This window comes from Amycolatopsis halotolerans (assembly GCF_042647905.1).
GTDB classification, from domain to species: domain Bacteria; phylum Actinomycetota; class Actinomycetes; order Mycobacteriales; family Pseudonocardiaceae; genus Amycolatopsis; species Amycolatopsis halotolerans.
Window position 1 is genome coordinate 46,558 of record NZ_JBHRWI010000076.1, and the last position, 26,145, is coordinate 72,702.

Annotated in this window: 27 protein-coding genes and 5 tRNA genes; 18 read left to right on the forward strand and 14 right to left on the reverse strand. The window is 70.4% G+C overall.

What is annotated here, in order from left to right:
- Positions 1 to 14 precede the first annotated feature (14 nt).
- From ACFORO_RS44010 to ACFORO_RS44035, 6 genes are all read right to left on the reverse strand, one after another.
- Positions 15 to 527, reverse strand: coding sequence for an imine reductase family protein (locus ACFORO_RS44010; RefSeq protein WP_377872383.1), 513 nt, complete (start codon positions 525 to 527; stop codon positions 15 to 17).
- A gap of 140 nt (positions 528 to 667) precedes the next feature.
- The gene (locus ACFORO_RS44015; protein WP_370936977.1) at positions 668 to 856 is read right to left on the reverse strand and encodes a hypothetical protein; all 189 of its coding nucleotides are present in this window, start codon (positions 854 to 856) and stop codon (positions 668 to 670) included.
- A 2-nt stretch (positions 857 to 858) separates the two neighbouring features.
- Positions 859 to 1,575 (reverse strand): hypothetical protein, encoded by a 717-nt coding sequence (locus tag ACFORO_RS44020; protein ID WP_377872384.1) that lies wholly within the window; start codon positions 1,573 to 1,575, stop codon positions 859 to 861.
- A 46-nt stretch (positions 1,576 to 1,621) separates the two neighbouring features.
- On the reverse strand, positions 1,622 to 2,035 hold the full coding sequence (locus ACFORO_RS44025; protein WP_377872386.1) for a TIGR03668 family PPOX class F420-dependent oxidoreductase: 414 nt from the start codon (positions 2,033 to 2,035) through the stop codon (positions 1,622 to 1,624).
- A 5-nt stretch (positions 2,036 to 2,040) separates the two neighbouring features.
- Positions 2,041 to 2,940 (reverse strand): S66 peptidase family protein, encoded by a 900-nt coding sequence (locus tag ACFORO_RS44030; protein WP_377872388.1) that lies wholly within the window; start codon positions 2,938 to 2,940, stop codon positions 2,041 to 2,043.
- Positions 2,937 to 4,877, reverse strand: coding sequence for a S9 family peptidase (locus ACFORO_RS44035; protein WP_377872390.1), 1,941 nt, complete (start codon positions 4,875 to 4,877; stop codon positions 2,937 to 2,939). Before ACFORO_RS44035 ends, ACFORO_RS44030 begins: the two co-directional genes overlap by 4 nt.
- Before the next feature lie 130 nt (positions 4,878 to 5,007).
- Between ACFORO_RS44035 and ACFORO_RS44040 the strand changes: the two genes are divergently transcribed.
- Genes ACFORO_RS44040 through ACFORO_RS44050 form a run of 3 tightly spaced genes read left to right on the forward strand, consistent with a single transcriptional unit; the run spans position 5,008 to position 7,291 of the window.
- Positions 5,008 to 5,583 (forward strand): DUF3090 domain-containing protein, encoded by a 576-nt coding sequence (locus ACFORO_RS44040; RefSeq protein ID WP_354751019.1) that lies wholly within the window; start codon positions 5,008 to 5,010, stop codon positions 5,581 to 5,583.
- 8 nt (positions 5,584 to 5,591) lie between these two features.
- Positions 5,592 to 6,401: an SCO1664 family protein gene (locus ACFORO_RS44045; protein ID WP_377872392.1), complete on the forward strand. Its 810-nt coding sequence runs from the start codon at positions 5,592 to 5,594 to the stop codon at positions 6,399 to 6,401.
- Positions 6,402 to 6,412: 11 nt separating this feature from the next.
- Positions 6,413 to 7,291: a phosphotransferase gene (locus ACFORO_RS44050; RefSeq protein WP_377872394.1), complete on the forward strand. Its 879-nt coding sequence runs from the start codon at positions 6,413 to 6,415 to the stop codon at positions 7,289 to 7,291.
- Between the two features lie 443 nt (positions 7,292 to 7,734).
- Here ACFORO_RS44050 and ACFORO_RS44055 read toward each other — a convergent pair whose 3' ends face one another.
- Positions 7,735 to 8,727 (reverse strand): aldo/keto reductase, encoded by a 993-nt coding sequence (locus ACFORO_RS44055; protein WP_377872395.1) that lies wholly within the window; start codon positions 8,725 to 8,727, stop codon positions 7,735 to 7,737.
- A gap of 158 nt (positions 8,728 to 8,885) precedes the next feature.
- On the opposite strand from ACFORO_RS44055, the gene ACFORO_RS44060 reads away from it, so the two are divergent.
- The 3 genes from ACFORO_RS44060 to ACFORO_RS44070 all read left to right on the forward strand — a co-directional run bounded on the left by ACFORO_RS44060 (position 8,886) and on the right by ACFORO_RS44070 (position 11,679).
- On the forward strand, positions 8,886 to 9,692 hold the full coding sequence (locus ACFORO_RS44060; protein ID WP_344275335.1) for a DUF3097 domain-containing protein: 807 nt from the start codon (positions 8,886 to 8,888) through the stop codon (positions 9,690 to 9,692).
- A gap of 92 nt (positions 9,693 to 9,784) precedes the next feature.
- Entirely contained in the window at positions 9,785 to 10,219 is a 435-nt protein-coding gene (locus ACFORO_RS44065; protein ID WP_354749525.1) for an NfeD family protein, read from the forward strand.
- Positions 10,220 to 10,335: 116 nt separating this feature from the next.
- Complete coding sequence (locus ACFORO_RS44070; protein WP_377872553.1) at positions 10,336 to 11,679, forward strand: SPFH domain-containing protein; 1,344 nt, start codon at positions 10,336 to 10,338, stop codon at positions 11,677 to 11,679.
- Between the two features lie 61 nt (positions 11,680 to 11,740).
- Here the strand turns inward: ACFORO_RS44070 and ACFORO_RS44075 are convergent, their stop codons facing one another.
- Complete coding sequence (locus ACFORO_RS44075; RefSeq protein ID WP_377872396.1) at positions 11,741 to 13,084, reverse strand: MFS transporter; 1,344 nt, start codon at positions 13,082 to 13,084, stop codon at positions 11,741 to 11,743.
- 166 nt (positions 13,085 to 13,250) lie between these two features.
- Between ACFORO_RS44075 and ACFORO_RS44080 the strand changes: the two genes are divergently transcribed.
- The gene (locus tag ACFORO_RS44080; protein ID WP_354744331.1) at positions 13,251 to 13,820 is read left to right on the forward strand and encodes a TetR/AcrR family transcriptional regulator; all 570 of its coding nucleotides are present in this window, start codon (positions 13,251 to 13,253) and stop codon (positions 13,818 to 13,820) included.
- Position 13,821: 1 nt separating this feature from the next.
- Here ACFORO_RS44080 and ACFORO_RS44085 read toward each other — a convergent pair whose 3' ends face one another.
- Entirely contained in the window at positions 13,822 to 14,889 is a 1,068-nt protein-coding gene (locus tag ACFORO_RS44085) for a DUF5937 family protein (RefSeq protein WP_377872398.1), read from the reverse strand.
- Positions 14,890 to 14,990: 101 nt separating this feature from the next.
- Between ACFORO_RS44085 and ACFORO_RS44090 the strand changes: the two genes are divergently transcribed.
- Complete coding sequence (locus ACFORO_RS44090; RefSeq protein WP_377872400.1) at positions 14,991 to 16,190, forward strand: MFS transporter; 1,200 nt, start codon at positions 14,991 to 14,993, stop codon at positions 16,188 to 16,190.
- Positions 16,187 to 16,954 carry an SGNH/GDSL hydrolase family protein gene (locus ACFORO_RS44095; RefSeq protein ID WP_354744337.1) on the forward strand — a complete coding sequence of 256 codons (768 nt, stop codon included), beginning with the start codon at positions 16,187 to 16,189 and terminating at the stop codon, positions 16,952 to 16,954. Before ACFORO_RS44090 ends, ACFORO_RS44095 begins: the two co-directional genes overlap by 4 nt.
- Before the next feature lie 8 nt (positions 16,955 to 16,962).
- On the opposite strand, the gene ACFORO_RS44100 is transcribed toward ACFORO_RS44095, so the two are convergent.
- Together ACFORO_RS44100 and ACFORO_RS44105 are read right to left on the reverse strand one after the other, a co-directional pair.
- Entirely contained in the window at positions 16,963 to 17,490 is a 528-nt protein-coding gene (locus ACFORO_RS44100) for a CGNR zinc finger domain-containing protein (RefSeq protein ID WP_377872401.1), read from the reverse strand.
- Between the two features lie 7 nt (positions 17,491 to 17,497).
- Positions 17,498 to 17,680, reverse strand: coding sequence for a hypothetical protein (locus ACFORO_RS44105; RefSeq protein WP_377872403.1), 183 nt, complete (start codon positions 17,678 to 17,680; stop codon positions 17,498 to 17,500).
- A 417-nt stretch (positions 17,681 to 18,097) separates the two neighbouring features.
- On the opposite strand from ACFORO_RS44105, the gene ACFORO_RS44110 reads away from it, so the two are divergent.
- The 5 genes from ACFORO_RS44110 (at position 18,098) to ACFORO_RS44130 (ending at position 18,661) form a co-directional block, all read left to right on the forward strand.
- Positions 18,098 to 18,170 (forward strand) — tRNA-Gly (locus ACFORO_RS44110).
- A gap of 27 nt (positions 18,171 to 18,197) precedes the next feature.
- A tRNA-Arg gene (locus tag ACFORO_RS44115) sits at positions 18,198 to 18,271 on the forward strand.
- Between the two features lie 147 nt (positions 18,272 to 18,418).
- Positions 18,419 to 18,490, forward strand: a tRNA-Gln gene (locus tag ACFORO_RS44120).
- A 4-nt stretch (positions 18,491 to 18,494) separates the two neighbouring features.
- A tRNA-Gln gene (locus ACFORO_RS44125) sits at positions 18,495 to 18,566 on the forward strand.
- A 21-nt stretch (positions 18,567 to 18,587) separates the two neighbouring features.
- Positions 18,588 to 18,661 (forward strand) — tRNA-Lys (locus ACFORO_RS44130).
- A gap of 248 nt (positions 18,662 to 18,909) precedes the next feature.
- Here the strand turns inward: ACFORO_RS44130 and ACFORO_RS44135 are convergent.
- Positions 18,910 to 19,356, reverse strand: a complete 447-nt coding sequence (locus ACFORO_RS44135) for a hypothetical protein (RefSeq protein WP_377872405.1) — start codon at positions 19,354 to 19,356, stop codon at positions 18,910 to 18,912.
- Positions 19,357 to 19,488: 132 nt separating this feature from the next.
- The gene (locus ACFORO_RS44140) at positions 19,489 to 20,610 is read right to left on the reverse strand and encodes a glycosyltransferase (RefSeq protein WP_377872406.1); all 1,122 of its coding nucleotides are present in this window, start codon (positions 20,608 to 20,610) and stop codon (positions 19,489 to 19,491) included.
- A 346-nt stretch (positions 20,611 to 20,956) separates the two neighbouring features.
- On the opposite strand from ACFORO_RS44140, the gene ACFORO_RS44145 reads away from it, so the two are divergent.
- The 3 genes from ACFORO_RS44145 (at position 20,957) to ACFORO_RS44155 (ending at position 24,087) form a co-directional block, all read left to right on the forward strand.
- Entirely contained in the window at positions 20,957 to 21,847 is an 891-nt protein-coding gene (locus tag ACFORO_RS44145) for a hypothetical protein (protein ID WP_377872407.1), read from the forward strand.
- A 150-nt stretch (positions 21,848 to 21,997) separates the two neighbouring features.
- Entirely contained in the window at positions 21,998 to 22,690 is a 693-nt protein-coding gene (locus ACFORO_RS44150) for a helix-turn-helix transcriptional regulator (RefSeq protein ID WP_377872409.1), read from the forward strand.
- Positions 22,691 to 22,758: 68 nt separating this feature from the next.
- Positions 22,759 to 24,087 carry an amidase family protein gene (locus tag ACFORO_RS44155; protein WP_377872411.1) on the forward strand — a complete coding sequence of 443 codons (1,329 nt, stop codon included), beginning with the start codon at positions 22,759 to 22,761 and terminating at the stop codon, positions 24,085 to 24,087.
- 39 nt (positions 24,088 to 24,126) lie between these two features.
- On the opposite strand, the gene ACFORO_RS44160 is transcribed toward ACFORO_RS44155, so the two are convergent.
- Entirely contained in the window at positions 24,127 to 25,227 is a 1,101-nt protein-coding gene (locus ACFORO_RS44160) for a DUF4037 domain-containing protein (RefSeq protein WP_377872412.1), read from the reverse strand.
- A 210-nt stretch (positions 25,228 to 25,437) separates the two neighbouring features.
- On the opposite strand from ACFORO_RS44160, the gene ACFORO_RS44165 reads away from it, so the two are divergent.
- Positions 25,438 to 26,055 (forward strand): LysE family translocator, encoded by a 618-nt coding sequence (locus ACFORO_RS44165; RefSeq protein ID WP_377872414.1) that lies wholly within the window; start codon positions 25,438 to 25,440, stop codon positions 26,053 to 26,055.
- The last annotated feature ends 90 nt before the right edge of the window (positions 26,056 to 26,145 follow it).

A 26,145-nucleotide genomic window follows, 5' to 3' on the forward strand; every position in this document is an offset into this window, starting at 1 on the left:
GCCTGCATCCGCAGCTACGCCGCCGGTGCGCGGAGCACTTCCACCAGCGCCGAGATGCTGTGGTCCCCGTGCCCTGCCTCGACCGCGCGCAGCAGGAGATCGTTGAGCGGGGCGCGCCAGGAGTTGTCGACGCCCGCCTCCGCGCCGAAAGCGTCGTCGTCAGCGGCCATCTCGTGGAAGAGGTTCACCGAGGACGCCGCAGCGGTGTAGTCGCCGCGGTCGATCTCGTCGGCGAAGACCGGCAGGACCGAGTTGATCATCTCGAACCATTTCACGGTGAAGCGCACCAGCGTGCTCGCCTCCAGACCGCGCGACTGGACCGCGGCCGCGCCCTGGAAGAACCCGGCGAGCGCGGGCAACAGGGTGCCGCCGACCGCCATCTCGTACAGCGCGGCCAGATCCGGCTCGCCGCCCAGATGGACAGTGTCGCCGCCGAGCACCTTCAGCGTGGTCTCGTGCTCGTCGAAAACGGCCTTGTCCCCGGCGTAATAGAGCAGCGTGTCCCGCGCTCCGACCGCGGACGGCACGTTCTTGACCGCTCCCGCGAGAAACCGCGCACCGCGACCGGCCGCCCACTCGGCCGTCGCGCGGGCCTCGGCCGGGATCCCGCTCGGGGAATGGGGCGAGGAACATCTCGAGCGGATCGAAGCCCTGCCCTGAAACCGGGTCAGCGCTTCGCCGCGCGGTACCGGTTGATCAGCGCGGTGAGAGTCGCGTGGTCCGCACCGCTGTTGAGCGCGGCGACCAGATCGTCCGGGCAGAGCTGGTAGTGATCGCCCCACCAGCGGCGGGCCCGGTTGTCCCAGATCTGGTACCCGCCGGGCACGCCGCGGGCCACGTAGCGCCGTTTCGCCATCGTCAGTCCTGGTCGAACGCCGCGACGAAGGTGGGAGCCAGTCGCGTCAGTTCGGCCTGCTGCGCCGCCATGCTCGCTTGGCCAGGTTGGCGGTCGGTGGTCGTGACGGCGAGAACGCGATTGCCGTGCGCGAGGACCAGGACACAGCTGGCCATCCGGGCCTCCGCGAACTGCCCGCAGAACCCGAGTTGCGGATCACCGGTGCCGGGCACCGAGAACCGGGTCTTCACCGTCAGCTCGGCGTCCTCGGGCAGCCCTTTGCCGTGTGAGGAGAACCGGCTGACGAACGCGAGGTCGTGGTCTCCGGACACCGTTTTCCCGCAGCCGAGCGCCTTGTCCAGGCCTGAGACGACCTGCGAGCCGGTATAGCCCGCGTACTCGGCGAGCCGTTGCCGGATCCACAGCGTGTCCTTTGTGGAGTACGCCTGCGCGCCGTTCCGCACGGCGGCGTCCCAGGGCTGGTCGACGCCGCACGCCCGCACGATGCGCAGCGGGGTGTTCGGGCCGACGACGTACGGCAGCCGATCCCGTCCCACGGCGAGACCGGCCTTCGTCAACTCGTCCCCGCTCGGCAGGTGCTTCGTGAGGTCACCCGCGACCGGCGGCGGCGCGGAACTCGACGGCGGCGCGGAACTCTGTTTCGGAGCGGCCGCCGGAGCCTCGGCCGAACAGCCCGCGACCAGCAGGACAAGACCGGTCACCACAAGCGCGATACGCATGATCCTCCCCATTTCGGGAGAAAGATCGCCACGCCCGGACCGCGCGTTACGAACCCGCCCAACCCCGCCAGGTCTGAACCTCGGTCACGACCACCGCGTGCTCCGGCGGCCGCTCCGCGTACTGCGGATACTTCTTCGTCAACCAACCGGCATACGAAGCCCGCGAAGCGTCCGCGACCACCCGCGCCACGCCGTCCGCACGGGCCCACCACAACCGCGACCAGTCCTCGTCGTACTCGTCGGCTAAGAACGACACCGCCGGGTTCTCCGCGATGTTCGCCAGCCGCCGCAACGACGTCGTGGTCTTCGGCTTGTGGTCGACCGCGAAGACGACCGTGTCGTCGCGCACCGCGAACGTCACCGGCACCAGATGCGGGACCCCGCGACCGTCCGCTGTGGCGAGCCGGGCCACGCGCGCCGCCGCGAACCGGGCCCGGGTTTCCACAGTGGACAGTCGCATGCGGCTCAGTCCAGCGCGGGGGAGTCGAGGGTGACGGTGCCCAGTTCGGTGTCGAGCGAGGCCGAGACGCCGAGCGGCAGCGTCGGCGACCCCGCGACGTGCCCGAAGCCGAACCCGCTCAGCACCGGAACCCCGAGCGGCGACAGCCGTTCCGCCAGCAGTTCCCGGACCTCCGCCGGGTCGCCGCACGCGGCCCACGAACCCAGCACGATCCCGCGCACCCCGTCGAACCAGCCGGAACGCAGCAGCTGCGTCACCATCCGGTCGATCCGGTACGGGCTCTCGGTCACGTCCTCGAGCAGCACGATCCCGCCGCGCGCGGACCCCTGCTCCGCCGTCCCGACCCCGGACGCCAGCAGCGACAGGTTTCCGCCCACCGGCACGCCCAGCGCGCGTCCGGGCACGACCACGTCCGGCTCCCGCGCCCGCAGCACCCGCGCGTGATCCGGTTCGAACAACGTCCGCCGCAAGTGCTCCGACGCCGCTTCGTCGAACAGGACGCTCGCTGGCATCGGCGAAAGGAGCGTCGCAAGGTCCAGATGGGTGTGCACGGCCCGGTGCAACGCGGTCACATCGCTCGACCCGGCCAGCACCTTCGGCCCGGCAGCCCGCAGCGCCGCCCAGTCCACCAGATCGATCATCCGCTGCGTCCCGTAGCCGCCGCGCGCCGCAAGGACGCACCGGACCTCCGGGTCCAGCCACGCTTCGGTGAACTCCGCCGCCCGCGCCTGGTCCGGCGCGGACAGATAGGACTCGCCGGAAGCCCGCACTCCGGCGCCGATCCGCACCTTCACGCCCCACTCGCGCAGCACCGGCAACGCGGCGTCCAGCAGGTCCTGCGGCACCGGCCCGGACGGCGCGACGAGCGCGACGGTGTCCCCGGCGGAGAGTCTGGCGGGCCTCATCGGGACAGCTCCAGCCGCGGCACGTCCGGCGTCTCGAAGCCGAACACCTGGCCGTAGAAGGAAAGTTCGGCCTCCAGCGCGGCGACGATCGTCTCGGCCTTCCGGAAACCGTGCTGCTCGCCCTCGAACCGCAGGTACGCGTGCGGGATCCCGCTGCCGTCGATCTCGGAAACGAACCGGTCCGCCTGGTCCGGCGGGCAGATCTCGTCCTCCAGGCCCTGCAGGAACAGCACCGGCCCGGCCAGCGAGCCCACGTGCGTCATCGGCGAGCGCTCCCGGTACCGCTGCGCGGTTTCCGGATACGGGCCGACCATGCTGACCAGGTACTGCGACTCGAAGTCGTGCGTTTCGCCGCCCTCGCCGGTCCAGCCGGCGAAGTCGAGGATCGGGAACTTCACCGTCGCCGCCGCGTAGGTGCGGGTCATCGTGATCGACGCGGCCGAGGTGAACCCGCCCGCGCTGCCGCCGCGGACGCCCAGCCGGGCCCGGTCGGCGATGCCTTCCGCGACCAGCGCTTCGGCGACCGCCGCGCAGTCGCGCACGTCCACCACGCCCCACTGCTCCCGCAGCCGCTCGCGGAACGCGCGCCCGTACCCGGTGGAGCCGCCGTAGTTCACCGCGACGACGCCGATGCCGCGGCTGGTGAAGTACGCGAAATCCAGATCGAGCGATTCGTCGCTGTGCCCGGTCGGCCCGCCGTGCACGTGGACCACGTACGGCGGCAGTTCGCCTTCCGGCGCGACGAAGTCCGGGTTCGTCGGCGGGAACACGTAGGCCGGGATGTCCGCGCCGTCCGGCCCGGTGAACACCCGCTCCCGCGGCACTGGCAGATACTCCGCGGGCGGCAGCGAGGCCGGCTGCGGCGTGCGCGCGCGCCACTTCCCGGTGTCCGGGTCCAGCACCACGACCGCGCTCTCGTGCCGGGGCCCGCCCGCGATGCCGGCGATCCCGTCCGCCGTCGCGACCAGCCCGACCGACGACCACACGGTCAGCTCGGTGTCGACGCGCGTGACCGAACCGTCGCTCTCGTCGAGAATCGCCGGCTTGCCGGAGTCGAGGACCGCGTGCTTGCCGCCGCCCAGCGGGGCGAACCAGCTGGTGCCAAGCTTCCACATCGGCCCGCCCAGCTCGCGCTCCACCGGCGCGAGATTGACCGTCGCGCCGTCGAGCCCGACGCGGTGCAGATTCCACCAGCCGTCCGGGTCGGCGAGCACGAGCAGCTGGTCCGCGGTCTCCCACGCCACCTGGCACACCGCGACCTCCGGCCCGCCCGCCAGCACGCGCGCGTCCCCGAAGGAACCGTCGGCGGCCACCGGTGCGACGAACAGCTCGGTCCCGTCCCACGGCATCGCCGGGTGGTCCCACGCGAGCCACGCGGCGTGCGCGCCGTCCGGAGACAGCTGCGGCGCGGTGAAGAACCGGTGCCCTTCGACCAGCACCCGTTCGGCGGAGCCGTCCAGCGGGATCGCGACCAGCTCGCGGGAGATGTCGGTGCGCCGCGGCCCGGTGCTGCGCTCGCGGACCGCCCACACCTCGCCCGCGCGGCCGGGCCGGAGGTCGCCGTACCGGACGCCCTGCGGCGTGGCCGGTTCCGGCGTCAGCGGGGTGACCTCGCCGCCTGTGCCGGCCTTGAGCGCGTACACCCGCTGATCGGCCCAATGCGTGAACACCACCACGCCGTCGACCGCGAGCCACGGCCGTCCGCCGTACTCGTGCACCCGGTTGCGGACGTTCCACGGCGCGGGCAGCACGTCCTCGACTCCGCCGTCGGGAAGCGCGCGCACGAGAGCGACGCGGCCGCCTTCGGCAGGCCGCGCCTCCGCCCACCAGAGCGCGCCGTCGACCGCGGCGAGCCATTGCGCGCCGCCGCCGGCGGCAGCGGCGTCGGCCGCGGTGACGGGAGAGGTCCAGGTTCCATGAGGAGAGATGCGAGGCACCCGGAAAGCGTAACGAGGATCCGCTGCGTGTCCGGATCCGCACGCACCGCGCAGGTTTCGCGCGCGAACTCCCCTCAACCCGGGGCGGCGGATGCCGATCATGCGCGCGTGGCCTAGGGTCGAAGACGTTATGTCACGCGTAATCCACGTCTTCCGCAAGCCCGACCGGTTCGTGGCCGGCACGGTCGGCGAGCCCGGCGACCGCACCTTCTACCTCCAGGCGACGGAGGACGTGCGGACGATCAGCGTCACGATCGAAAAACAGCAGGTCGTCGTCCTCGCGGAGCGGCTCGGCTCGCTCCTGGAGGAGGTCGCCAGCCGGTTCGGCGCCGACGTGCCCGCACAGGCCCCCGACGACGAGGTCGACGTGGACCCGCTCGCGGTGCCCGTCGAGGAGGAGTTCCGGGTCGGCACGATGGGGCTCGGCTGGGACGCCGACTCCGGCGCGGTCGTCGTGGAACTGCTCGCGATCACCGAGGGCGAAATCGACGAGACGGTCGTGCTCGACGACACCGAGGAGGGCCCGGACGCGGTCCGCGTGTTCCTCACCCCGGTCGCCGCCCGCGCCTTCGCCGAACGCGCCGACCGCGTCGTCAACGCCGGCCGCAAGCCGTGCCCGCTGTGCGGCGAACCGCTCGACCCGGCCGGGCACATCTGCCCGCGCCAGAACGGGTACCGGCGCGACGTCGACGTGACCGAGGACTGAGGGCGCCCGTGGCGAGCACCGCGCCGGGGCCTGCCGACCCCGCGGCCCGCGATTTCGTCTCCCGCGGCCGCATCGACGTCGAGGGCAGGCTGGTCGACGCCTCCAACGTCACGCTCTTCTGCGCGATCGAACTCGACGGCGTCACCGGCCGAGTCGTGTACAAGCCGGTGTCGGGGGAGCGCCCGCTGTGGGACTTCCCGGACGGCACCCTCGCCGGCCGCGAGGTCGCGACCGCGATGATCTCCGACGCCTGCGGCCTCGGCGCGATCCCGCCCACCGTGCTGCGCGACGGCCCGTTCGGGCCCGGAATGGTGCAGTTGTGGGTCGAGACAGAAGAGGACACCGAGGTCGTCGACGTCTGCGCGCCCGACGACGTCCCGGAAGGCTGGCGCACCGTGCTGCACGCGCACGACCGGCTCGGCGAACCGGCGGTCCTCGCCCACGCCGACCACCCGGACCTGCGCGAACTCGCGGTCCTCGACATCGTCGTCAACAACACCGACCGCAAGGGCGGCCACCTGCTCGCCGCGACCGACGGCCACGTCTACGGCGTCGACCACGGCATCTGCCTGCACACCGACCCGAAGCTGCGCACCGTCCTGTGGGGCTGGATCGGCGAGGACCTGCCCGAGGACGCGGTCGAGAAACTGCGGAAACTCCGCGCGGACCTCGACGGCCGCCTCGGCGCGGAACTCGGCGAGCACCTGACCGCCTTCGAGATCCGGGCGCTTTCGCAGCGCACCGACTATCTGCTCGCCGAGGCGGTGTTCCCCGAGCCCGGCGACGACTGGCGCGCGATCCCCTGGCCGCTGTTCTGATGGCGGAACTGATGGACAACGCTCTGATGGACGCTGCCGCGCGCGCCCGCCTCGTCAACCGCTTCGGCCCGGCCGCGCAAGCGTGGTGCGACGCGCTGCCAGCGCTGGTCGAACGGCTCTGCCGCCAGTGGGGCCTCACCGTGTCCGAAGCCCGGCCCGGCAACACCGGCCGCACCCTGCTCTGCCGCGACGGCGAGGGCGTGCTGAAGGTGCTCAAGCTCTGCCCGGACCGCGCGATCGCGACCGCGGAGGCCACCGCGCTGGGCTCGTGGGCCGGACTGGCGCGGGTCGTGCAGATCCTCGACGCCGACCTCGACCACGGCGCCGTGCTGCTCGAAGGGCTCGAACCCGGAGGCACGTTCACCGAACGCGGCGCGGACGTCCCGTGGGACCAGATCGGCGAGCTCCTCGCCGACATCCACGGTGTCCCGGCCGCCGGGCCGTTCCCGACCCAGCTCGAACGCGTCCGGTTCATGTTCGGCCTCGCCGAGCAGCGCCTGGCCGGATCCCCGGCCGAAGCGCACCTTCCGCTGGAATCGCTGCGCACCGGCCTGGCCCGCTCCGAGAAACTGGCCGCCAGCGGCCCGATCGCGCTCGTGCACGGCGACCTGCATCCCGGCAACGTCCTGGACGCCGGACCGGCGCGGGGCGCGGTCGCGATCGACCCGCGCCCGTGCGTCGGAGACCCGGCCTTCGACGCGATCGACTGGGCGGTGCTGCCGATGGCCGACGGCGCGGCCGTGGAGGACGGGATCGCCAAACTCCCGCACCTCGACGGCGACCGGGTGCGCGCGTGGTGCGTCGCGCTCGCCCCATTGGTGGCGATGGGCCCGCTCCGCCGCGGCGGGCCGACGCCGTTCACGGACGCCGTGCTGCGGATGGCCGGCTGAGCTGGTCCGGGACCAATGCCAGGAACTCAAGGCCGTACAGCGGGCGAGGCTAGGTGTCCGTGAGGGGAGCCCTGAGGGACTCAGAGTCAATGCCAGGAACTTAAGGCTGTGATGCGGACGCGCTTCCGGCGTGTTTCCGCAGCTCAGGCTGCTTGATCCGGTTGAGCGCACGTCGCCGTGGGCCCGGACCCGGGAGCGGAGGCCGGGTTGTGGTCCGTGAGGGACTCCTTGAGGGAATCTGATTCCCTCAAGGAGTCCCTCACGGACTTCAAGACACGGTCACAAGGTGACAAAGCGGGTATTTCGACACTGATTGCGTCCTTTGTGGACGGTCAGCGGGCCGAGGTCACACGGCTTAAGTTCCTGGCATTGGGACTCAGATTCCCTCAGGGCTCCCCTCACGGACCTGGCATTGCCGGTCAGGGCGCGTCGAGCCTCCGGGGCTAGCCCCGAGCGATCTCAGCGGTGTGCGCGGGGGCGTAGCGCTCGCCCGTCACCTGGTCGCTCAGCGGATCCAGCGCGGCCAGCGCCTCGGCGTCCAGGGTGAGCTCCAGCGCGGCGGCGTTCTGCTCCAGCCGGGCCGGGCTGCGGGTGCCCGGAATCGCCGCCACCGCCACCCCGAGCCGCTCGGCCTGGGCGTACACCCACGCCAGCGCCACCTGGGCCGGGGTGGCGCCCAGCCGGTCGGCCACCTCGCGCACGGTCCGCGCGATCTTCTCGTTGGCTTCGCCCGCCTCCCCGGCGAACCGGGGGTTGCTGCGCCGGAAGTCCTTCTCGCCCAACGCGGAGCGGTCCAGGGCGCCGGTCAGGAACCCCCGCCCCAGCGGCGAGTACGGCACCAGCCCGATCCCCAGCTCGGCCATCACCGGGGTGACGGCCTCGACGTCGCGGGTCCACAGCGAATATTCGCTCTGCACCGCCGCGATCGGGTGCACCGCGTGCGCCCGGCGCAGCAGTTCGCCGTCGACCTCGGACAGGCCCAGCTGGCGGACCTTGCCCGCCTGGACCAGTTCGGCCATCGCCCCGACGGTCTCCTCGATCTCCACGTCCTGGGGCGGGCGGTGGGCGTAGTGCAGGTCGATCACGTCGACGCCCAGTCGCAGCAGCGAGGCGTCGCAGGAGCGCAGCACGTAGTCCCGGGCACCGCGGATACGGCGTGCCGCGTCGCCGCCGCTTCGGTCGAGGCCGAACTTAGTGGCCAGCTGCACCTGGTCGCGGCGGCCGTGGACGGCCCGGCCCACCAGCACCTCGTTGTGCCCGGCCCCGTAGGCGTCGGCGGTGTCCAGGAACGTGACGCCCAGCTCCACAGCCCGGTCGATGGTGGCCAGGCCGCCGTCCCAGTCGGCGGCGCCGTAGCTCTCGCTCATCCCCATGCACCCCAGACCCATCGCGCTGACAGCGAGACCGGGCGAGCCGAGCGTGGTTCGGGTGATCATGCGCGGATACTCCTCTTGCCCGGCGGACCGGGCGGCAACTCAACGGTTGACGAACTCAGCCGACGCTAGGAGCTGGAGCGCGCTCCACGTCAAGCCGGAGGACCGGCCCCGGCGTGGCGGCGGGCCGTCCCGCCGCCACGCCGATAACGTGCCCGACCGTGCGCTATCACGACGTGCTGTCCGGCCCCCGCAAGCGGAAGATCCCGGAGGTCCCCGCCGAGCCAGGCCTCGTGGTCGAAGACCCGGCCAGCGGCTACTGCGGCGCGGTGGTGAAGATCGAGTACGGGAACGTCGTCCTCGAGGACGCCAAGGGCCGCCACCGGGTGTTCCCGCTCGCGCCCGCCGGGTTCCTGCTGGAAGGCAAGCCGGTCACGCTCGTGCCGGTCAAGAAGACCGCCGCCCCCGCGCGGCAGGTGTCGGCGTCCGGCTCGGTCCGCGTGCAGGGCCTGCAGGCGAGGGTCGCGCGCGACTCCCGGATCTGGGTCGAGGGCAAGCACGACGCGGAACTGGTCGAACGCGTCTGGGGACACGACCTGCGCGTCGAGGGCGTCGTCGTGGAACCGCTCGACGGCGTCGACGTGCTGGCCGACCGGATCGCCGAGTTCGGCACCGGGCCCGGCCGCAGGCTCGGCGTGCTCGTCGACCATCTCGTGGCGGGCAGCAAGGAATCCCGGCTGGTCGGGCAGATCCGCGACGAGCAGGTGCTCGTGACCGGGCACCCGTACATCGACGTCTGGCAGGCGGTGAAGCCGGCGTCGGTCGGCATCCGCGCCTGGCCGGAGATCCCGCGCGGCATCGAATGGAAAGCCGGCATCTGCGACGCGCTCGGCTGGGGCGAACCGTACGAGGGATGGCAGCGGGTGCTCGCCGGGGTGCGCAGCTTCCGCGATCTCGAAACGCCGCTGATCGGCGCGGTGGAACGGCTCATCGACTTCGTGACCGAGCCGGGTGACGACGCTCCGTAGTGTCCTATTTGCCGGAAACATCCAAGGTCACGCGTCGGTCACGTCGAGTAGTTTGCCCGGTGCGAAACGACGCGATCTGAGAGCATGAGGGCATGGCAGCGGCTCTGATCTGGCTGATCATCGGCATCGTCCTGATGATCGCGGAGGTGATCTCCGGGGACTTCGTGCTGATCATGCTCGGCGTCGGCGCGTTGCTCGGAGCCGGTTCGGAAGCGCTCACCGGCAACATCTACATCGACGTCGCGGTGTTCGCGGTCAGCTCGGTCGGGCTGCTCGCGCTGGCCCGTCCGGCGCTCAAACGCCGCTTCCTCGCCGGGGCGGGCGTCCCCACGGGCATCGACGCGCTGGTCGGAGCCCGCGCCGTCGTAGTGTCCACTGTGGACTACGATGCCGGCCAGGTGAAAATCGGCGGCGAGGTGTGGTCGGCGCGCGCCGTGCACGAATCGCAGCCGCCGATCGCGCCGGGCACCAGCGTCACGGTCGTCGAGATCTCCGGCGCCACGGCCGTGGTGGACATCGTCGCGTGAGGCGCCGTCCGAGGAAAAACTGTACTAGGTAAGGGGAAACGCTCTTGTCGACAATAGCGATCGTCGTGGTCGCGCTGCTGGCCCTGTTCGTCATCATCACAGTGGTCAAGGCGATCATGGTGGTGCCACAGGCCCAGTCGGCGGTGATCGAGCGGCTCGGCCGGTTCCGCACGGTCGCTTCGCCCGGCCTGACCTTCCTCGTCCCGTTCCTGGACAAGGTGCGCGCGCGGATCGACCTGCGCGAGCAGGTCGTCTCGTTCCCGCCGCAGCCGGTGATCACCGAGGACAACCTGACGGTGAACATCGACACCGTCGTGTACTTCCAGGTCACCGACTCGCGCGCCGCGGTCTACGAGATCTCGAACTACATCATCGGCGTCGAGCAGCTCACCACCACCACGCTCCGCAACGTGGTCGGCGGCATGAGCCTGGAGCAGACGCTGACCTCCCGCGACGCCATCAACACCCAGCTGCGCGGCGTGCTCGACGAGGCCACCGGCCGCTGGGGCATCCGCGTCGCCCGCGTCGAGCTGAAGGCGATCGAGCCGCCCGCCTCCATCCAGGACTCGATGGAGAAGCAGATGCGCGCCGACCGGGAGAAGCGCGCGATGATCCTCACCGCGGAAGGCCAGCGGGAATCGTCGATCAAGACCGCCGAGGGCCAGAAGCAGAGCCAGATCCTCGCCGCGGAAGGCCAGAAGCAGGCCGCGATCCTCGCCGCGGAAGCGGAACGGCAGTCGCGGATCCTGCGCGCACAGGGTGAACGAGCCGCCCGCTACCTGCAGGCGCAGGGCCAGGCGAAGGCGATCGAGAAGGTGTTCGCGGCGATCAAGGCCGGCCGCCCGACGCCGGAGGTCCTCGCTTACCAGTACCTGCAGACGCTCCCGCAGATGGCGCAGGGCGACGCGAACAAGGTCTGGATGATCCCGAGCGATTACGGCAAGGCCCTCGAAGGCTTCGCCCGCGCACTCGGCGCCCCCGGCGACGACGGCGTGTTCCGCTACGAGCCGCCGAAGGACGACACCCCGGCCCGCCCGGACCTCGACGACGACGAGGTCGCCGGATGGTTCGACACGAGCAGCGATCCGAAGGTCGCCGAGGCCGTGGCGGCCGCGGAAGCGGTGGCGCGCAAGGAGGTCGACGGGCCGCTGGGCGCGTCGGCGGAGCGCCGGGCGATCGGCGGGGCTCCCGCCGCCAAGCCCGAGGCTCCCGCGCCGGTCCGGGAAGAGGAGCCGCCCGCCCCGCCGGAGCGGCCGCAGCAGCCCAGCACGCCGCCGCCTGCCCAGCAGCAGCAGTCGTTGCCGCAGCCGCACCCTCCCGCAGGGCCGCAGGGCGGTCCGTACCAGGGACCGCCGCCGCAGCAGTTCGGCGGACCGCAGGGACCCGGGCCGGGCAGCGGGCCGTTCCCACAGCAGGGTCCGTTCGGCGGACCGCAGGGCGGGCCGCCGCCGCAGCGCTGATTAAGTCGCGCGAAGGGGCTGCCACTCCGGATTTCGGGGTGGCAGCCCCTTTTTCGTACGCTCAGCGGGCGTAGACGCCGACGTCGTCGATGTCGGCCTTCGAACGATCGGGCAGCGCGATCACGCACAGCACGGTCACCACGACCGAAGCGACGATGTAGATCGAAATCGAATACGGCGTGCCGGTGGTGTGCAGGAGCCAGACAGCCAGCAGAGGTGCGGGGCCGCCCGCGAACACCGACGCCAGTTGGTATCCCAGCCCCGCGCCGCCGTAGCGCAGATGCGTCGGGAAGCTTTCGCCGATCAGCGCCGCCTGCGGGCCGTACTGCATCGAGTGCGCCACCAGGGACACGATGATCGCCAGGAAGATCATCGCGTGGCCGCTGTGGGTCAGCACGGTGAAGTACGGGAACGCGATCACGCCGGTCAGCACCGCGCCGGTCAGGTACACCTGTTTGCGGCCGATCCGGTCGGAGAGCTGGGAGAACAGCGGGATCAGCAGCAGTTCCGCCGCCGCGCCGACCAGGACCGCGTTGAGCACGAACGTTTTGCTGAATTCCGGTCGTTGCACGACATAGAGCAGGACGTAACTGGTGAACAGGTAGAACGGCATCTGCTCGCTGAACCGCAAACCGGCCGACAGCAGGATTTCCCGCCAGTGGTGGCGGACGACGTCCTTCACCGGGGCTTTCGAGGTGCGGTTGGCCGCGACGGCGGCGGCGAACATCGGCGTTTCCAGGATGCGCAGCCGGATGACCAGGCCGATCGCCACCAAAACGAGGCTCAGCAGGAACGGGATCCGCCAGCCCCACGACGAGAAAGCGTCCGGAGACAGCGTCGCGGAAAGCAAGGTCATCCCGCCGGTTCCCAGTACGAGTCCGACCGGAACGCCGACCTGCGCGAAACTTGCCAGCAGCCCGCGCCGGCGCTGGTCGCCCCATTCCATGGCCAGCAGCACCGATCCGCTCCACTCGCCGCCGATCGCGATGCCTTGCACCAGCCGCAGCAGGACCAGGATCAGCGGGGCCGCGATGCCGATCGTCGCTGCGCCCGGAAGCAGGCCGACCACCGCCGAGGACAGGCCCATCAGCAGGAGCGTCACGATGAGCGTCGCCTTGCGGCCCAGCCGGTCGCCCCAATGGCCGAAGATCGCCGCGCCGATCGGGCGGGCCGCGAAACCGACCGCGTAGGTGGCGAACGACTGCATGACCCCCGCGTACGAGGAGGAAGCGGGGAAGAACAGATGGGGAAAGACCAACGCGGCGGCGGTGTTGTAGAGGAAGAAGTCGTACCACTCGATGGTGGTGCCGATCGAACCGGCCAGGGCCGCCCGGCGTACCTGCACCCGGCGGTCGCCGGAGGAAGCTTGGACTGACTGGGTGACCTCGTTGTCGCCTAGAGTCATGGTCGTGCACCTCTCGTGACGGTCGTCACACTACAGTGTGAACGACCGGCAGAGGTTTGACGATTCCTGACGTCTGCTCCGGACGGGTTGTTTCCGACCCTCCGGCACGCCGAACCCACCTGGATCGGGCGCCGTGCGGGCAGGACGCGCGACTACCATCACAGCCGTGACCGAGGACAAACCGCTGCGCGCCGACGCGCGGCGAAACCGCGCCAAGGTGCTCGAAGCCGCCGAGACCGTGTTCGCGGCGAAGGGCACCGGCGCGCCGACCGAGGAGGTCGCCCGCGAGGCCGGCGTCGGCATCGGCACCGTGTTCCGGCACTTCCCCACGAAAGAAGCGCTCCTGGAAGCCGTGCTCTACGCACGGCTGAACCGGTTCGTCGACGAGGCGGACGCGGTCGTCGCGCAGAACGCCGAGGACGCCGGAGCCGCGTTCTTCACCTTCCTCACCAGCTGGATCGAGATGTCCAGCGCCAAAAACGCCTACTTCGAAGCGCTCACCTCGGCCGGCGTGTGCGTGCCCAGCACGGGTTCGGTGATCGGGGAGCGGCTGCGGGAATCGCTCGGCGTGCTGCTGCGGCGCGCTCAGGAGAGCGGCGCGGTGCGCCGCGACGTCACCACGACCGAGCTGATCCCGGTGATCATCGGCACCGCGAAGGCGGCCGAGCACGTCGGGGCCGATCGCGAACTGCGCGACCGCACCATCGCGATCCTGTTCGACGGCCTCCGCACCTGAGTCAGCGAAGCACGGCAGCCAGCAGGTCGGTGCCCAGCGCGGACAGCTGCGGCAAGGCGAGGGAGTAGCGGACGTACCGGCCTTGGCGCTTGGCGGTGAGCAGGCCCGCCCGGCGCAAAACCGCGAGGTGCCGGGACACCTCCGGCGCGGACAGATTCCAGTTGTGCGCGAGTTCGCTGGTGGTGTGCGGGCTGCGCGCCAGCGTGCGGACCAGGCGCAGCCGCACCGGATGGGCCAGCGCGTCGAGCCGCAGCTCGACCGTTTCCAGCGGCACCGGAGCGGCCGCGTCGGCGACCGGGTATTGCACCACCGGCCGCCAGCCGGAGGCGTGCACCACGACCAGGTGCGGGCTGCCGAAGACGCTGGGGATGAACGTGACGCCGTCTTGGGCGGTCGCCTTGTCCTGCAGCTTGTCCACGACGATCCGGGACCCGTCCCCGGACAACGCGACCGCGCTGGAAACCGCGTCGAGAGCTGTACGGATTCCCTTGTGCCGCAGCAGGTCTTGTTTGTGTCGCAGGTCCGCGGCGAGCTGAGGTTCGAGTCCGGTCCAGGCGCCGTCGAAGAACGCTTCGGCGCATTGTTCGAGGGGGTCGCGGACGCGGGCTCGCGTGGCTTCGGGGTCCGTCAGGAGGCTTTCAGCGAATGCTTCCTGGCGAGGGCCGCGTGCCTGGGCGAGGTCGAGGGCACGGTCACGGGAGTCCGGGTCGGCGAGCGGGGAACGAGTCGCGATCCGGGTGCTGCCGCAGGTCGAGACGAGCGCCGCGGTCGCGTACGTTTCGTGGTCGATCGCGTCGACATCGGCCAGTTCCTCGGCGAGAGTCGGGCGCGGGCGTCCGGGCAGCAGGAAATCGGCTTGCGAGGACCGCCACAGGGAATCGGCCTCTCGCACGCGTTCGGCCAGTTCGGGCCGCATCCCGGCCCAGACCTCGCCCGCCCGCGCGGCGAACCGCGGATGATGGCCCGGCTCGGCCAGCACGTGCAGCATCGCGGTCAGCTCCGCGAGCGGCGACGCGGCGAACCGCACCTGCTCGGCCGGCTGCCCGGCGATGTCGATCCTCAACGGCACCACACCAGCATCGCCGATCGCCCGGCCCGGACCTTCGCCGGTTGACGAAAACCGCGAATCGGCGTGCTCCGGCCGAGGCGGGCGCGGGAGCGTCGAGCGTCATGACCACCAAGATCCGGCCGAGCGCGCTGGTCCGCGCCTCCGGCGGCCCGCGCTACGCGGCCGCGATGGCCGTCGACGCACTCGGCACCGGCCTGCTGCGCCCGTTCCTCCTGATCTACGGCGTGACCGTGCTCGGCCTGTCCGCGCCCGCGACCGGCGCCGCCATGACCGCGGGCGTCGTGGTCGGGCTCGGCTGCATGCCGTTCGTGGGGCGGTGGCTCGAGCGAGGCGCGCGCACCACCGTGGTAGCCGCTTCGATGCTGGTGCGTGCGGTCGGTGTCGTGCTGCTGCTGACCGCGCCGCAGGGGGAGCTGTGGCCGTTCGTCGGTGCCGCGATTCTTCTCTCTGCGGGCAACCAGGCTTGGCCAGCGGCGCACGCGGCGCTCGTCGCGACGCTCGCTGAAGGCAGGCAACGCGACGCCGCCCTCGCTGGCGGTCGTTCGCTCCGCAATGCCGCGCTCGGCATCGGCGCGCTGCTGGCGACCGCGTGTCTCGCCGGCGGCTCGAATGCCTTGCGCGCCATGGCGACCGGCACCGGGATCGCGTATCTGATCGCCGCCGTCCTGGCTTGGTCAGTCCACTTGCGAGCTCCGGCCGCCGTGGCGGAACCTGGTGCCGAGAGCGCGCCGCGGATGGGTTCGCTGCTGGCCGCGAACGTCATCTACGCGTTTTGCCTCAACGTCCCGGAGATCGCGTTGCCGTTGGTGCTGACCGCGTATCTGCACGCGTCCCCGGTGTGGTCGGCGGCGATCTTCGTGGCCAACACCGTGCTCGTCGTCGCCTTGCAGGTGCCGGTCACTGTCCTGCTGGCGCGGGTTTCCCGGCGGACCGCGCTGGCGGGCGGCGGAGTCGTGCTCGCCTTGTCGTATCTCGGCTTTCTCGCGGCGACCTTGCTCGGATCCGGCTGGGCGGCGCCCGCGATCGCCGCCGTTTCGGTGGTCTGCACCATCGGCGAGATCATCTACGCGGGCAGCGCCACCCCGTTCGTCATGGCCCTGGCGCCCGCACGCCTGCTCGGCCGGGCGGTGGCCCGCTTCGAACTGTCGACCGGCGTCGGGCTGGCGGTCTCCCCGGCGGTGCTCACCGCGCTCGCGCCGCTCGGCCCCGGCGCGCTCTGGGGCGGCCTCGCCGGAGCTACCCTGGTGTCCGCGGGCGCCGTCGCGAGGGGTGGGGGAGCCGGGCCTAAACTGAGCCAATGACCAACCGCTTAGTCTGTATTGGCGATTCGTTCACCGAAGGCGTCGGGGACGACGATCCGTCCGCGCGCAACGGGGTGCGCGGCTGGGCCGACCGGGTCGCCGAGGTGCTGGCCGCCGGGGAGCCCGGGTTTCGCTACGCCAATCTGGCGGTGCGCGGGAAGCTCCTGCCGCAGGTGCTGAACGAGCAGGTCGAGCCGGCGCTGGCGATGAAGCCGGACCTCGTCACCGGCTACGCGGGCGGCAACGACCTGATGCGGCCGCGCGTCGACGTCGACAGCCTCGCCGATTCGTACGAGCGCGCGGTGGCCCGGTTCCGCGCGGCCGGCGCGCAGGTGCTGTTGTTCACCGGCGTCGACGGCGTGGAAGACGCGCTGTTCCGGCAGATCCGCGGCCGGGTCGCGATCTACAACGAGCACGTGCGCGGCATCGCGGCCCGGCACGAGACGCTGCTGGTGGACATGTGGTCGATGCGCCAGCTGCGCGACCGTCGCATGTGGTCCCCGGATCGCCTGCACCTCAACGCGGCCGGGCACACCGAAATCGCCATCGCCGTCCTCGACGCGCTCGGTGTCCAGCACAGCGTCACGCACGCCGCGCTGGGTCCGCGGCCTCGCCTGTCGACGCGGGAACAGCGCGCGGCGAACCTCCGCTGGGGCCGGGAACACGCGCTGCCGTGGATCGGCCGCCGCCTGCGCGGCGAGTCCTCCGGCGACACGATCGCCCCGAAATACCCGGAACTGCAGTCGTTCGAAGCGGCCGACTGACCTGCCGCTCAGCCCACCAGCTGCCGCGCGCGATGGTCGGCGACGTTGACCCGCGTGCCGCAGCGAGTGGAGCAGAACCGCCGGCGCCCGTTGCGCGAGGTGTCCACGAACGCGATGCCGCACCCTTCGCGCGCACAGACGCCGAGGCGGTGCGGCTCCTCGCACACGAGATGCGCGAGCCCGCCCGCGGTGTAGGCGTAGAACCGCTCGACCACGCCCGCGCCTTCGCTGGAGTAGTGCAGATGCGGCGCTTTCCCGTCGTGACTGGCGATGTTCGGCCGACACGCGGCAACGGCGAGCAGCTCGTTTAGGAGATGGATCCGCTCGGCCGTCGTCTCCGCGACGAACACCTCGTGCAGCCGCCGCCCCCACGCGAGGATCCGCTCGGCTTCGTCCGCGGCGATGCGCGGCAGCACCATGTCGCGCGCCTGCCCGGCGGCTCGCACCTCGGCGGCCGTGACGCCGTCGCGCTGGGCAAGCGTGGCCAGGTCGGCGGCTACTTGCGCGCCCGCGCCGCCGTAAGGATTGAAGTGCACTCGACCATTACAACACGATCTGCCGCCCAGGGAAATGCTTCTCCGGAAAATAAGATTGACGCACCGCTTCGGCGTAGGTGAAGATGAATGCACCACAGCGGATGAAGGAGCGGACATGACGAACAGGCGGCAACGGGAGACGCGAGGCCAATATCCGGCCGCGGTCCGCGCTGCCCAGCGTTCCGTTCATCAGCGCCGCACCTGCCGAAAAGGCGGCCCCTCGCCGGTATCCGCTCCCTGACCTGACGCAACAGCCGTCGCGCACCGGGAGCCGCCCGTCGGGAAACCGACCCGGGTGGCTTCTTTTATCAGGGCCTCCAAACGCACTTAATTGCGCCTGTTATTTCCGCGTCGGCATTTCCTGCTGCCTATTTCGCGGACGCGGTCCTTTGACAACTGCACAGCGGAGCAAGACATTTCCGAGACTCGTCCCCGTCGCCTCACCCGCGGCCAGGACGAGCGCCGGGTCCGGCAGCCACGCGCCGCCGGACCCGCACGGTGAAGACGGGGCGGTGGCGGCCCCACCCGGCTGTAACCCGGGCGCCTTTGCGGGCAATGAGGGTTCGACTCCCTCCTTCACCACTGCGCCCTGGCCAGGGCGCGTCCTGCGGTCGTGGTGAACTCGGCGGACACGTCGGTCTTCCAAACCGAAGAAGAGGGTTCGATGCCCTCCGGCCGTTCGCGACCGGCCCCGCAGCCGGACGCAGACCCCTGTAGCTCATCGGGAAAGAGCGCCGCACTACGAATGCGGAGGCGCCAGGTTCGAGTCCTGGCAGGGGTACGGCCCCGGTGCCGAGGGGGTGCCGGGGCCTGCTCGTGCGGGTCCGGCCCGCACTCCCCGGATGCGAGGGGCATCGGCGACCCCGCCTGGTTCGGGACCAGGAGACACCGCGTTCGACCCGCGGGCATCCGACTGGCTACGGCCCGTTCCCGGTTGGTGTAACCGGCAGCATCGCGGATTTTGGATCCGCGGGCCCAGGTTCGAATCCTGGACCGGGAGCCCATGCCCGTTCGTCCAACTGGCAGGACGCCGCGCTCTGGACGCGGAAACCGAGGTTCGAACCCTCGACGGGCAGCTCCTTTTCCCGCCTCGCCGCGGGCCGTTAGCTCAATCGCGCAGAGCAGCCGGCTTTTACCCGGCGGGTTCAGGGTTCGAGTCCCTGGCGGCCCACTTTCTGACCCCAGGTCGCCGGTGTTGGCGACCTGGGGTTTGTGCTGTTCGGACGAGGTCCTCCCGACACTGCACTGTCCATTGTGGTCTCCTGTGAGCCCGAGGGCGCGGTGCAAAGCGGCCTGCCGGGGGATCGCTGACGCGAGTATCCGGACGGCGACTTCCTGGGTGACGTTTGCGTAGATGTCCGCGGTGACCTTCATCGACGATGTCTAGGCGTCAAAACCGACGTCGAACTCCGCCGGAGGTCACCACAAGCGGACCAGCCAGTGTTCCGTTCTCACGTCGAGGTCGAAGACGTCGTCGTAATCGCGGGACACCTCGGTGAGATACGCCGCGACGGAGTAGTCCCTGGCACCGGGGAGAACGAGCGCGGGGTCGTTCGGCGACGGCGCCATCGAGACGATCTGGAGCAGTTCGCCGTCTGCCGAGAGGGCGCCGGTGAATCTCCGGGTCGGTGCTGGGAGAGGAGCCGGTGCCTCGGCCCAGACCTCGACGGTCAGCCGGACGTCGGCGGTTCCCGCCTGGAGGGTGAAGAGCACGCAGGTGTCCGACGAGGTCGCCTGGCCGCTGCCGGACCGCCGCTCGCTGAGCTGGTGTGCGGCGGTGAGCACGTCGCCGGTCCCGACGGCGAACTGGTGGAATTCCGGCCTGAGTTCGGCGCGGACCGCGGCGAGAGGCGCTTCTGCCGTCATGGTTCGGCAGCGTAGTCCTCGGTTCGGTGCGCACCGGGTTCCATCGCAGGCACGGACACCGATGGAACCCTTCCCGCCGCTGAGCGCCCGATCCTCGACGGAAGAATCAAGTCGGTGTGTTCGCCGGTCATTTCAGCTGACCAGCTCTTCGAAGCGTTTTACCACTTGAGAAGGCTTGGGCATATCGGCCAGTTCTGCGCGGACCTCCTGCGCCGCGGTGCGCAAAGCTTCATCTGTGACGAGTCTCCGCAACACGGCCGCATCCAGCATGTCCAGTGCGCACGCCATGCCGGCACCGCGCGCGACGATGGCGTCGGCGTTGACTTCTCGGTCGCTCGCTCCGTCAGGAACCATCAATTGCGGCACGCCGGCATCCAGCGCCGCGTACATCGTTCCCGAGCCTCCGTGGTGCACCACGGCTGTGCAGGCAGCGAGCAGCGCTCCCATCGGCAACCAGCCACCAGCGCGCACATTGACTGGCAAGGCACCGAGCTTGTGACGGTCACGCGGCTCCAGTGCGAGCACGAAGTCCGCGTCTACCTCCGGTGCAAGCGCTAGGATCCGCTGTGCCACACCAACACCCTGCATCCGCGGCACGATCGTTCCCAGCGTCACCGCGATGAGCGCTCGCCGCGGCTTCCGGCGTAGCCAGCTCGGAAGCTCTCCGCCCGCATTGTGCGGCACAGGGCGCATCAGCCAGCCGCCGCGCCGCGCGCCGGTGATGCTCGGCGGGGCGATGTCGAGCCACGGGCCGTCGTCAACCAATTCCTGAACTCCGTGCCGCTGCAGCGCTGCGGCCATGTGCCGCAACTGCCCTGCTCGTTCCCCGTGCGAGATCCCGAGGTCGTGCCGAACCGCAGGCACGCCCACCACCTTCGCGGCCAGCAATCCGAACGGTGCCATCCGCTCGTAGACCACCAGATCAGGTCGCCACCTCTGCGCGGTGGCGACCGCCCCGTCTGCCAGCCAGTCGGAGAAGGTTCCGAAGTGCACGCCCTCCAGGTCCTCGGACACGACACCAGCCATGATGCGCTCGTTGACTTCCCGGTACCCACGGTGGAAGTCGGTGAAGAGGCTTTTCAAGGTGATCCCGGGTGCGATGTCGGCAATGGGCAGCGCCGCCTCGGCCAGCAGTTCCTCTTCTCCGCACGAGCCCATGAGCACTTCGTGCCCAGCGGCCTGCGCTGCCCGAGCCAACGGCACCAGCGGGAAAAAGTGACCGACTGCTGGCATCGAGAAGAGCAAAATACGCATGAACTTCCTCAGCGATCTGGCGGGTATGCGATGCGTCGACGACTTTGGATATTGTCCGCACCTCCGCAGGCTGGTGGCACCAGCGTCCCGCATGTCACTGGGTTGTGCGCAAGTGCTTCTCGTGTCGGCCGTGGCTCACGGCTCGTTCCGAAGGTCTCGTACGTAGCCGTCTAGTTCCGCCTGGACAATCTTGTCTGCCATGGCCTCCAGGTGTGCAACGACTCCGCGAGGCCCAGACCCTTCACCGGTGACAGATACCGAATTCGGCACATCCGGTCTGCTGCCGCCGTCCGGCAGCCGAACCCGCCCCGCCAACGTCTGCCTGCTCGCCGGGGTAGCGTAAGCCGTGCCCGAGGATCTGGACTTTTCCCCCTTTTCCGCCCCGGTCGATCCGGCGGCGGTGCTGGCCCACGCGGAGCGGAACGGCGATCGCCCGGGTCGTGACGTGGCCTGTTGTGCGCTCTGGCTCGTTTTTCTCGCCGTCGTCTTCTTCGGGCTGATCAGCGTGCCGCTGAGCATGTACCTCACGCACGCTTACCCGAGCGGCGGGTTCGGCATCCGGATCCTCGGGCTGTCGCCGTTGCTCGTCGGGCTGGCGCTGGTCGTTCCGGTGGTCCGGCTGCTGCGCAAGGACGGCGCTCGGGGGCGGATCAGCCGCTACCGCATCATGCAGTTCGCGGCGCGCAACGGGCTGAGTTATCGCTGGGCTGTCGAGAATCCGGAGCAGGCGGCCGGGATCTTCGCCGTCGGCACCCGCCGGGCGGCGGGCGACGTCGTCGTGTTCGACCAGCCGCGTCCGATGGAGTTCGGGTGGTACCAGCATGTCACCGGGACCCGCGAGGTGGCGGCCGAACGCTGGCACTACGCGACCACTCCGCTCGACTCCAAGCTCTCTCATCTTCTCCTGAACTCGCGGGCGAAGCGCACCGGCGTCCTGACCGGCGGCGCGAACGACGCACTCGGCCATCCCGACCTCACCGGCCCCGGCACGACCGTCTTCTCCGTCTCCGGTCCGTTCGGCAGGGCCCGCCAGATCCAGGCCATCCTGGACCGCACCCTCTTCTCCCCGGACCTCCTGGACCGGTACACCGCGCGTCCGGTCCACATCGAAATCGTCCAGAACCGGCTGTACCTCTTCGCCCGGAAACCGTTTGTCACCAGCGATCCGGACGACTGGCGCTGGATCGTCCGCCTGCTCGTCGACACCGCCGAACGCCTGGAAACCCCGCCCTCCTGACCGTCCGCCGGAGCCACGCCGTCGCGGTATTCGCCGCTGCCTGAGGTCGGCCTCCTGCGGAACAGCGGCCCCGTACACTTTCGTGCGAGCAGGGAGCCGACGGAGCTGAGCCGTCGTCGCGCTCGCTACTTCGCACCGAAGCGAGGCGGTATGGGCCAGGAGTACGCACTGACGTGCGAAGCGATCGACATTGTCCTCTCGGACTCGCCGCCGAAGGCGAAGCGCCTGCTGCTGGGGGATGTCCTGCGTCGCATGCTCGGGGCGGACGTCTTCGCGTCTTTCGTCTGCGATTCGTCCGGGCCGTACGCCGATCCGGTTCAGCTTGACCTCGGCGATGACGCGCTTCGCGCCTACCACCGGCATTTCCGGCACGTCGACGACCTGACCCCGAAACTTTTCGCGCGGGGAAGCGCTTCGCGGGTCTCTCCGGCTGTCGGTGTCTCCGCCGAGTTCGTCCAGGACTTCCTGCACCGCGGCGGCATGTATCACGGCATGAACTACTTCCCGGCCAATGCCGGTCCCGGTTCCGTGGACCTGCGGCTGTGGCGGGGACGCGGCGGCCGCGCGTTCACCGAGGCGGACGCGCGGGTTTTCCGGTCTTTCGGGGACTTGGTCTCCCGGACCTGGCCTCGGCAAGCCCCGTCCGGCCAGAAGCCGCTGTCCAGCCGCGAAGCCCAGGTGGCTGAGCTGGTCGCGGACGGGTACAGCGACAAGCAGATCGCCGCGGTCCTCGGCATCGCGCCGCCGACGTTGCGGACCCACCTGAGCAACGCGTTCGCCAAGACCGGTGCCGCCAACCGCGCGGCTCTGGCGGCGCACCACCTCCGCCATCGTCAGAAATGACGATGGCGGAGACCGCCCGGCATGCCGAGACTCCCGGATAAGCCTCATTCGCTGCAAAGGAGCCCCGGATGCCGCTTACCCCGGCGGGCGTCACCGCCCGCACCGCTGTCCTCGACACGGTCGAACGACCGGAACCAGGAGACTGGACGCAAACCTGTACTGCCGACGAGATCGCGGCCCAAGTGCCGTTAGCGGGCGGGAAGCCGTATCCGCTCGCGGTGAAAGCGAACATCTCGGTGCGCGGACTGCGCCGATCCGCGGGATGCGAGCTCTTGGACGTCAGGCCGGAGGAGGCCGACGCCCCGGTTGTCGCGCTGCTTCGCCGCTCCGGCGCGGTGGTCGTCGGCATGGCGAACATGCACGAACTCGCCTTCGGGATCACCTCGCAGAACGCCTCCTACGGCGCGGTGCGCCTGCCCGGCCGCCCTGGCTATCTCGCAGGGGGATCCTCGGGCGGCAGCGCCGCCGTCGTCGCGCGCGGCCATGCCGAGGTCGCGCTGGGCACGGACACCGGGGGCTCGATCTCGATCCCCGCCAGCCTGTGCGGGGTCGCGGGATTCCGCCCCAGCACCGGACGCTGGCCGAGCGCGGGCATCGTCGGCCTGTCGTGGACGCGGGACACCCCCGGCCTCTTCGCGCGATCGGTGCGACGCCTCGCCGAGATCGACCTGACGATGCTCGGCGGAACAATGGATCCGGACCAGGACTTTCCGCGTCCTCGGATCGGTGTGCCCGCAGAGCTGTTCCGCGAGCTGCACCCCGCTACGCGAGCGGCGATCGAGCCAGCCTTGGACGCGCTCGCGGACACCGTCGAGCTGGTGCCGGTGAAGCTCGCGGACATCTGGGAGCTGACCCGTGCGGCGGCGATGCCGATCGTCTGCTGGGAAGCCCGCCGTCTGCTCGGCGACGTCGCCGCCCGCGCCCTGGGCATGGACCCCGAGCAAGCGTTCGCCCGGTTGGTCGCTGACGTGCGCAGCCCTGATGTCCGGCAGATCCTGGAAGCGGAGCTAGAGTCACCGGTGTCGCCCGACGCGTACGCGATCGCCCAGCGGCAAACCGACCAAGCGAGAGCGAGCTACGCGGAACTGCTGCGCAAGCACGCACTCGACGCGCTCGCGTTCCCTACCACGCCCGCACCGGCTCCGTCGGCCGACTGCGACGGGACTGTGGAGCATCTGGGAAGCCGCGTCGACGCTTTCGAGGTCTACACGCGGAACACGACGCCAGGCGCGATGCTCGGCGCGCCCATGGTCACGTTTCCGCTGGCCACCCCCGAGGCAGGCCTTCCGGTCGGGCTGACCATCCAAGGAGCACGGTTCGACGACCGGCGGGCACTGCGCCTTGCCGAAGGAATGGCGGGGACGCTGTCGAACACTGTGGCCAAGCCGCTTGATTGATCGGGAGCGGGATGCCAGCGTCACCGCTGCACGGCTGTCTCACATCAGGCGGGGTCCGCCGAGCGCTTCGGCCCGGTTGGAGAAGACTGCTTGGGCAAGGCGTCGAGTAAGCGTGCGGGAGCCGAGGGCATCGGTGCTGTCGGCGAATTGGTCGATGGCACCGGTCAGCGGCAAGTCGCGCAGCGCGGGGTCGTGGATGGTCGCGATCAGGGCCGCGGTGAAGCGCTCGGCGTGCAGCACCCGGTAGGGCCGGTCGTGGAACGAGCGCGTGCGGGGGTCGACCGGTTCGGTGAGCCCGGTCTCGTTGTGGAGGGCGGCGACGGCTTCGTAGGCGGCGGCCAAGCAGTGCTCACGCTCGTGCCAGTCGGTCGCCGCCACGGCAGCAGCGAGTATCGGCGCGAGCCGCGTCGCGCAGGGCAAGCGGGCGAACGCGCTGCCGAGCCACTTGCTGTAGGGCGGGTAGACCCGGTTGAGGAGCAGGCACAGGCGCATCAGGTCGCGGGCGAGGCGCGCCGCGATGATCGCCGATCCGAGTTCGTCGCCGACGTCGCCGCAGCGTCCGACGAAGGGTTCTTCCTGGCTGACGCGCTGCCATTGGCAGGCCAGCAGGTAGCGCCACACGTCGTCGGGATACCAGGCCAGCTGCCGTCGGACAGGGTGAAGCTGGGCCAGGCCATCGTGGAAAACGGCGCCGGCGGTGGCCCCGGCCAGAATTTGGGTGGGAGTGGCCAGCCAGTCGAGCGTGGTGATCTCGGCTCGGGGATCGAAGCCGAGGTAGTCCGTCAGCCAGGCGCCGGGTTCGGCAATCACGGCCCCGTGCTGGACGCGTCCGAGCGCGGGCCGCATGTGCCGCGTCCCGTGGTCGCCGGTCGGGACCAAGTTGGTCGAGTAGCCAGCGATCGTGGCGGGCAGTCGCTCGGCGAATACTTCGGAAATCCTGGTGCCGTATTCAGCGAGGTCGTCGGGGCGCAGGAAAAGTTGCAGGCGCGGTCCCCAGTCGTGATCGGTGGAGCGGACGGTGTCGAACCCGAGCACTTCGGAGCCGGCACCGATCAACGCCGCGGTGTGGGTCAGGCCAGGAAAGTGGCGGGACAGCAGGGGATGGACCGCCTCGTGATAGAGGCGGTCCGACAGTTCCACGCCGGAGATATGCGCTGGAGACACGCGGAGCAGGGTGCCCGACGAGGTGCTCGGCCCGCGACCGGATTTAACGCGGGCAGATCAGTTTGCCGAGGCCAGGTCGGGGTGGCCGAGAGCCGCCCGGACGGCGATGTCGCCTACCGGACCAGGGCACCGCCTGCAGCGCAAACAAAGTAGGCGCCGCCGTTCGATGCTGCGAGAGTGGGGCTCATGTTCTTCCAGTTTCTCGCGGCGGCGGGGATTCTCGCAGTGCTGACTGTGGTTCCCGGTCCCGACATGGCGGTAGTGACCAAGCGGGCCATCGCCGGCGGGTGGCAGGACGGTCTGCGGACGGTCGGCGGCATCACCGCGGGGTTGCTGGTGTGGGGCCTGCTCACCGTGGTCGGCCTGGCTGCCCTGCTGGCCGCGTCGGCCACGGCCTACACCGTCGTCAAGCTCGCCGGAGCGGCCTTTCTGCTCGTGCTCGGCATTCAGGCACTGCTCCACAGCCGAAAGCGCCCGGCACAGTCCGGCCCGACAACGTCGCCCCCGGGCGGAAACCCGTGGCGGACCGGCCTGATCAGCAACCTCTTCAACCCGAAGATCGCCGTCTTCTACACCGGCCTGCTTCCGACGCTCGCGCCTGCGGGGCTCGCTCCGCAAGCTGGGATGGCGCTGCTGGTCTTGATCCACGCTGTCCTCACCCTCATCTGGCTCGGCAGCTACGTGCTGCTGCTGGCGAAAGCCCGCGCGTTCTTCGAAAAACCCGCCGTGCGCCGAGCCATGCACCGCATCACCGGCGTCGTCCTCATCGGATTCGGCGTCAAGGTGGCTACCAGCCAGCCGTGACCGCGCCCGCGTCATCCCGCCGCTGGGGAACGAAAACGTGTAGGCCGCAACGGCCGGAGAACAGGCTTCGAGGAGGTCGAGGCCCGCGAT

Bases quoted from the DNA above. Each gene is read 5' to 3' on its own strand.
- ACFORO_RS44165 (WP_377872414.1), top strand. From the start codon at position 25,438: ATGTTCTTCCAGTTTCTCGCGGCGGCGGGGATTCTCGCAGTGCTGACT.
- ACFORO_RS44040 (WP_354751019.1), top strand. From the start codon at position 5,008: ATGTCACGCGTAATCCACGTCTTCCGCAAGCCCGACCGGTTCGTGGCC.
- ACFORO_RS44015 (WP_370936977.1), bottom strand. From the start codon at position 856: ATGGCGAAACGGCGCTACGTGGCCCGCGGCGTGCCCGGCGGGTACCAG.
- ACFORO_RS44030 (WP_377872388.1), bottom strand. From the start codon at position 2,940: ATGAGGCCCGCCAGACTCTCCGCCGGGGACACCGTCGCGCTCGTCGCG.
- ACFORO_RS44105 (WP_377872403.1), bottom strand. From the start codon at position 17,680: ATGAACGGAACGCTGGGCAGCGCGGACCGCGGCCGGATATTGGCCTCG.
- ACFORO_RS44140 (WP_377872406.1), bottom strand. From the start codon at position 20,610: ATGCGTATTTTGCTCTTCTCGATGCCAGCAGTCGGTCACTTTTTCCCG.
- ACFORO_RS44055 (WP_377872395.1), bottom strand. From the start codon at position 8,727: ATGATCACCCGAACCACGCTCGGCTCGCCCGGTCTCGCTGTCAGCGCG.
- ACFORO_RS44025 (WP_377872386.1), bottom strand. From the start codon at position 2,035: ATGCGACTGTCCACTGTGGAAACCCGGGCCCGGTTCGCGGCGGCGCGC.
- ACFORO_RS44075 (WP_377872396.1), bottom strand. From the start codon at position 13,084: ATGACTCTAGGCGACAACGAGGTCACCCAGTCAGTCCAAGCTTCCTCC.
- ACFORO_RS44095 (WP_354744337.1), top strand. From the start codon at position 16,187: ATGACCAACCGCTTAGTCTGTATTGGCGATTCGTTCACCGAAGGCGTC.
- ACFORO_RS44020 (WP_377872384.1), bottom strand. From the start codon at position 1,575: ATGCGTATCGCGCTTGTGGTGACCGGTCTTGTCCTGCTGGTCGCGGGC.
- ACFORO_RS44150 (WP_377872409.1), top strand. From the start codon at position 21,998: ATGGGCCAGGAGTACGCACTGACGTGCGAAGCGATCGACATTGTCCTC.
- ACFORO_RS44065 (WP_354749525.1), top strand. From the start codon at position 9,785: ATGGCAGCGGCTCTGATCTGGCTGATCATCGGCATCGTCCTGATGATC.
- ACFORO_RS44070 (WP_377872553.1), top strand. From the start codon at position 10,336: ATGGTGGTGCCACAGGCCCAGTCGGCGGTGATCGAGCGGCTCGGCCGG.
- ACFORO_RS44090 (WP_377872400.1), top strand. From the start codon at position 14,991: ATGACCACCAAGATCCGGCCGAGCGCGCTGGTCCGCGCCTCCGGCGGC.
- ACFORO_RS44050 (WP_377872394.1), top strand. From the start codon at position 6,413: ATGGACAACGCTCTGATGGACGCTGCCGCGCGCGCCCGCCTCGTCAAC.
- ACFORO_RS44155 (WP_377872411.1), top strand. From the start codon at position 22,759: ATGCCGCTTACCCCGGCGGGCGTCACCGCCCGCACCGCTGTCCTCGAC.
- ACFORO_RS44135 (WP_377872405.1), bottom strand. From the start codon at position 19,356: ATGACGGCAGAAGCGCCTCTCGCCGCGGTCCGCGCCGAACTCAGGCCG.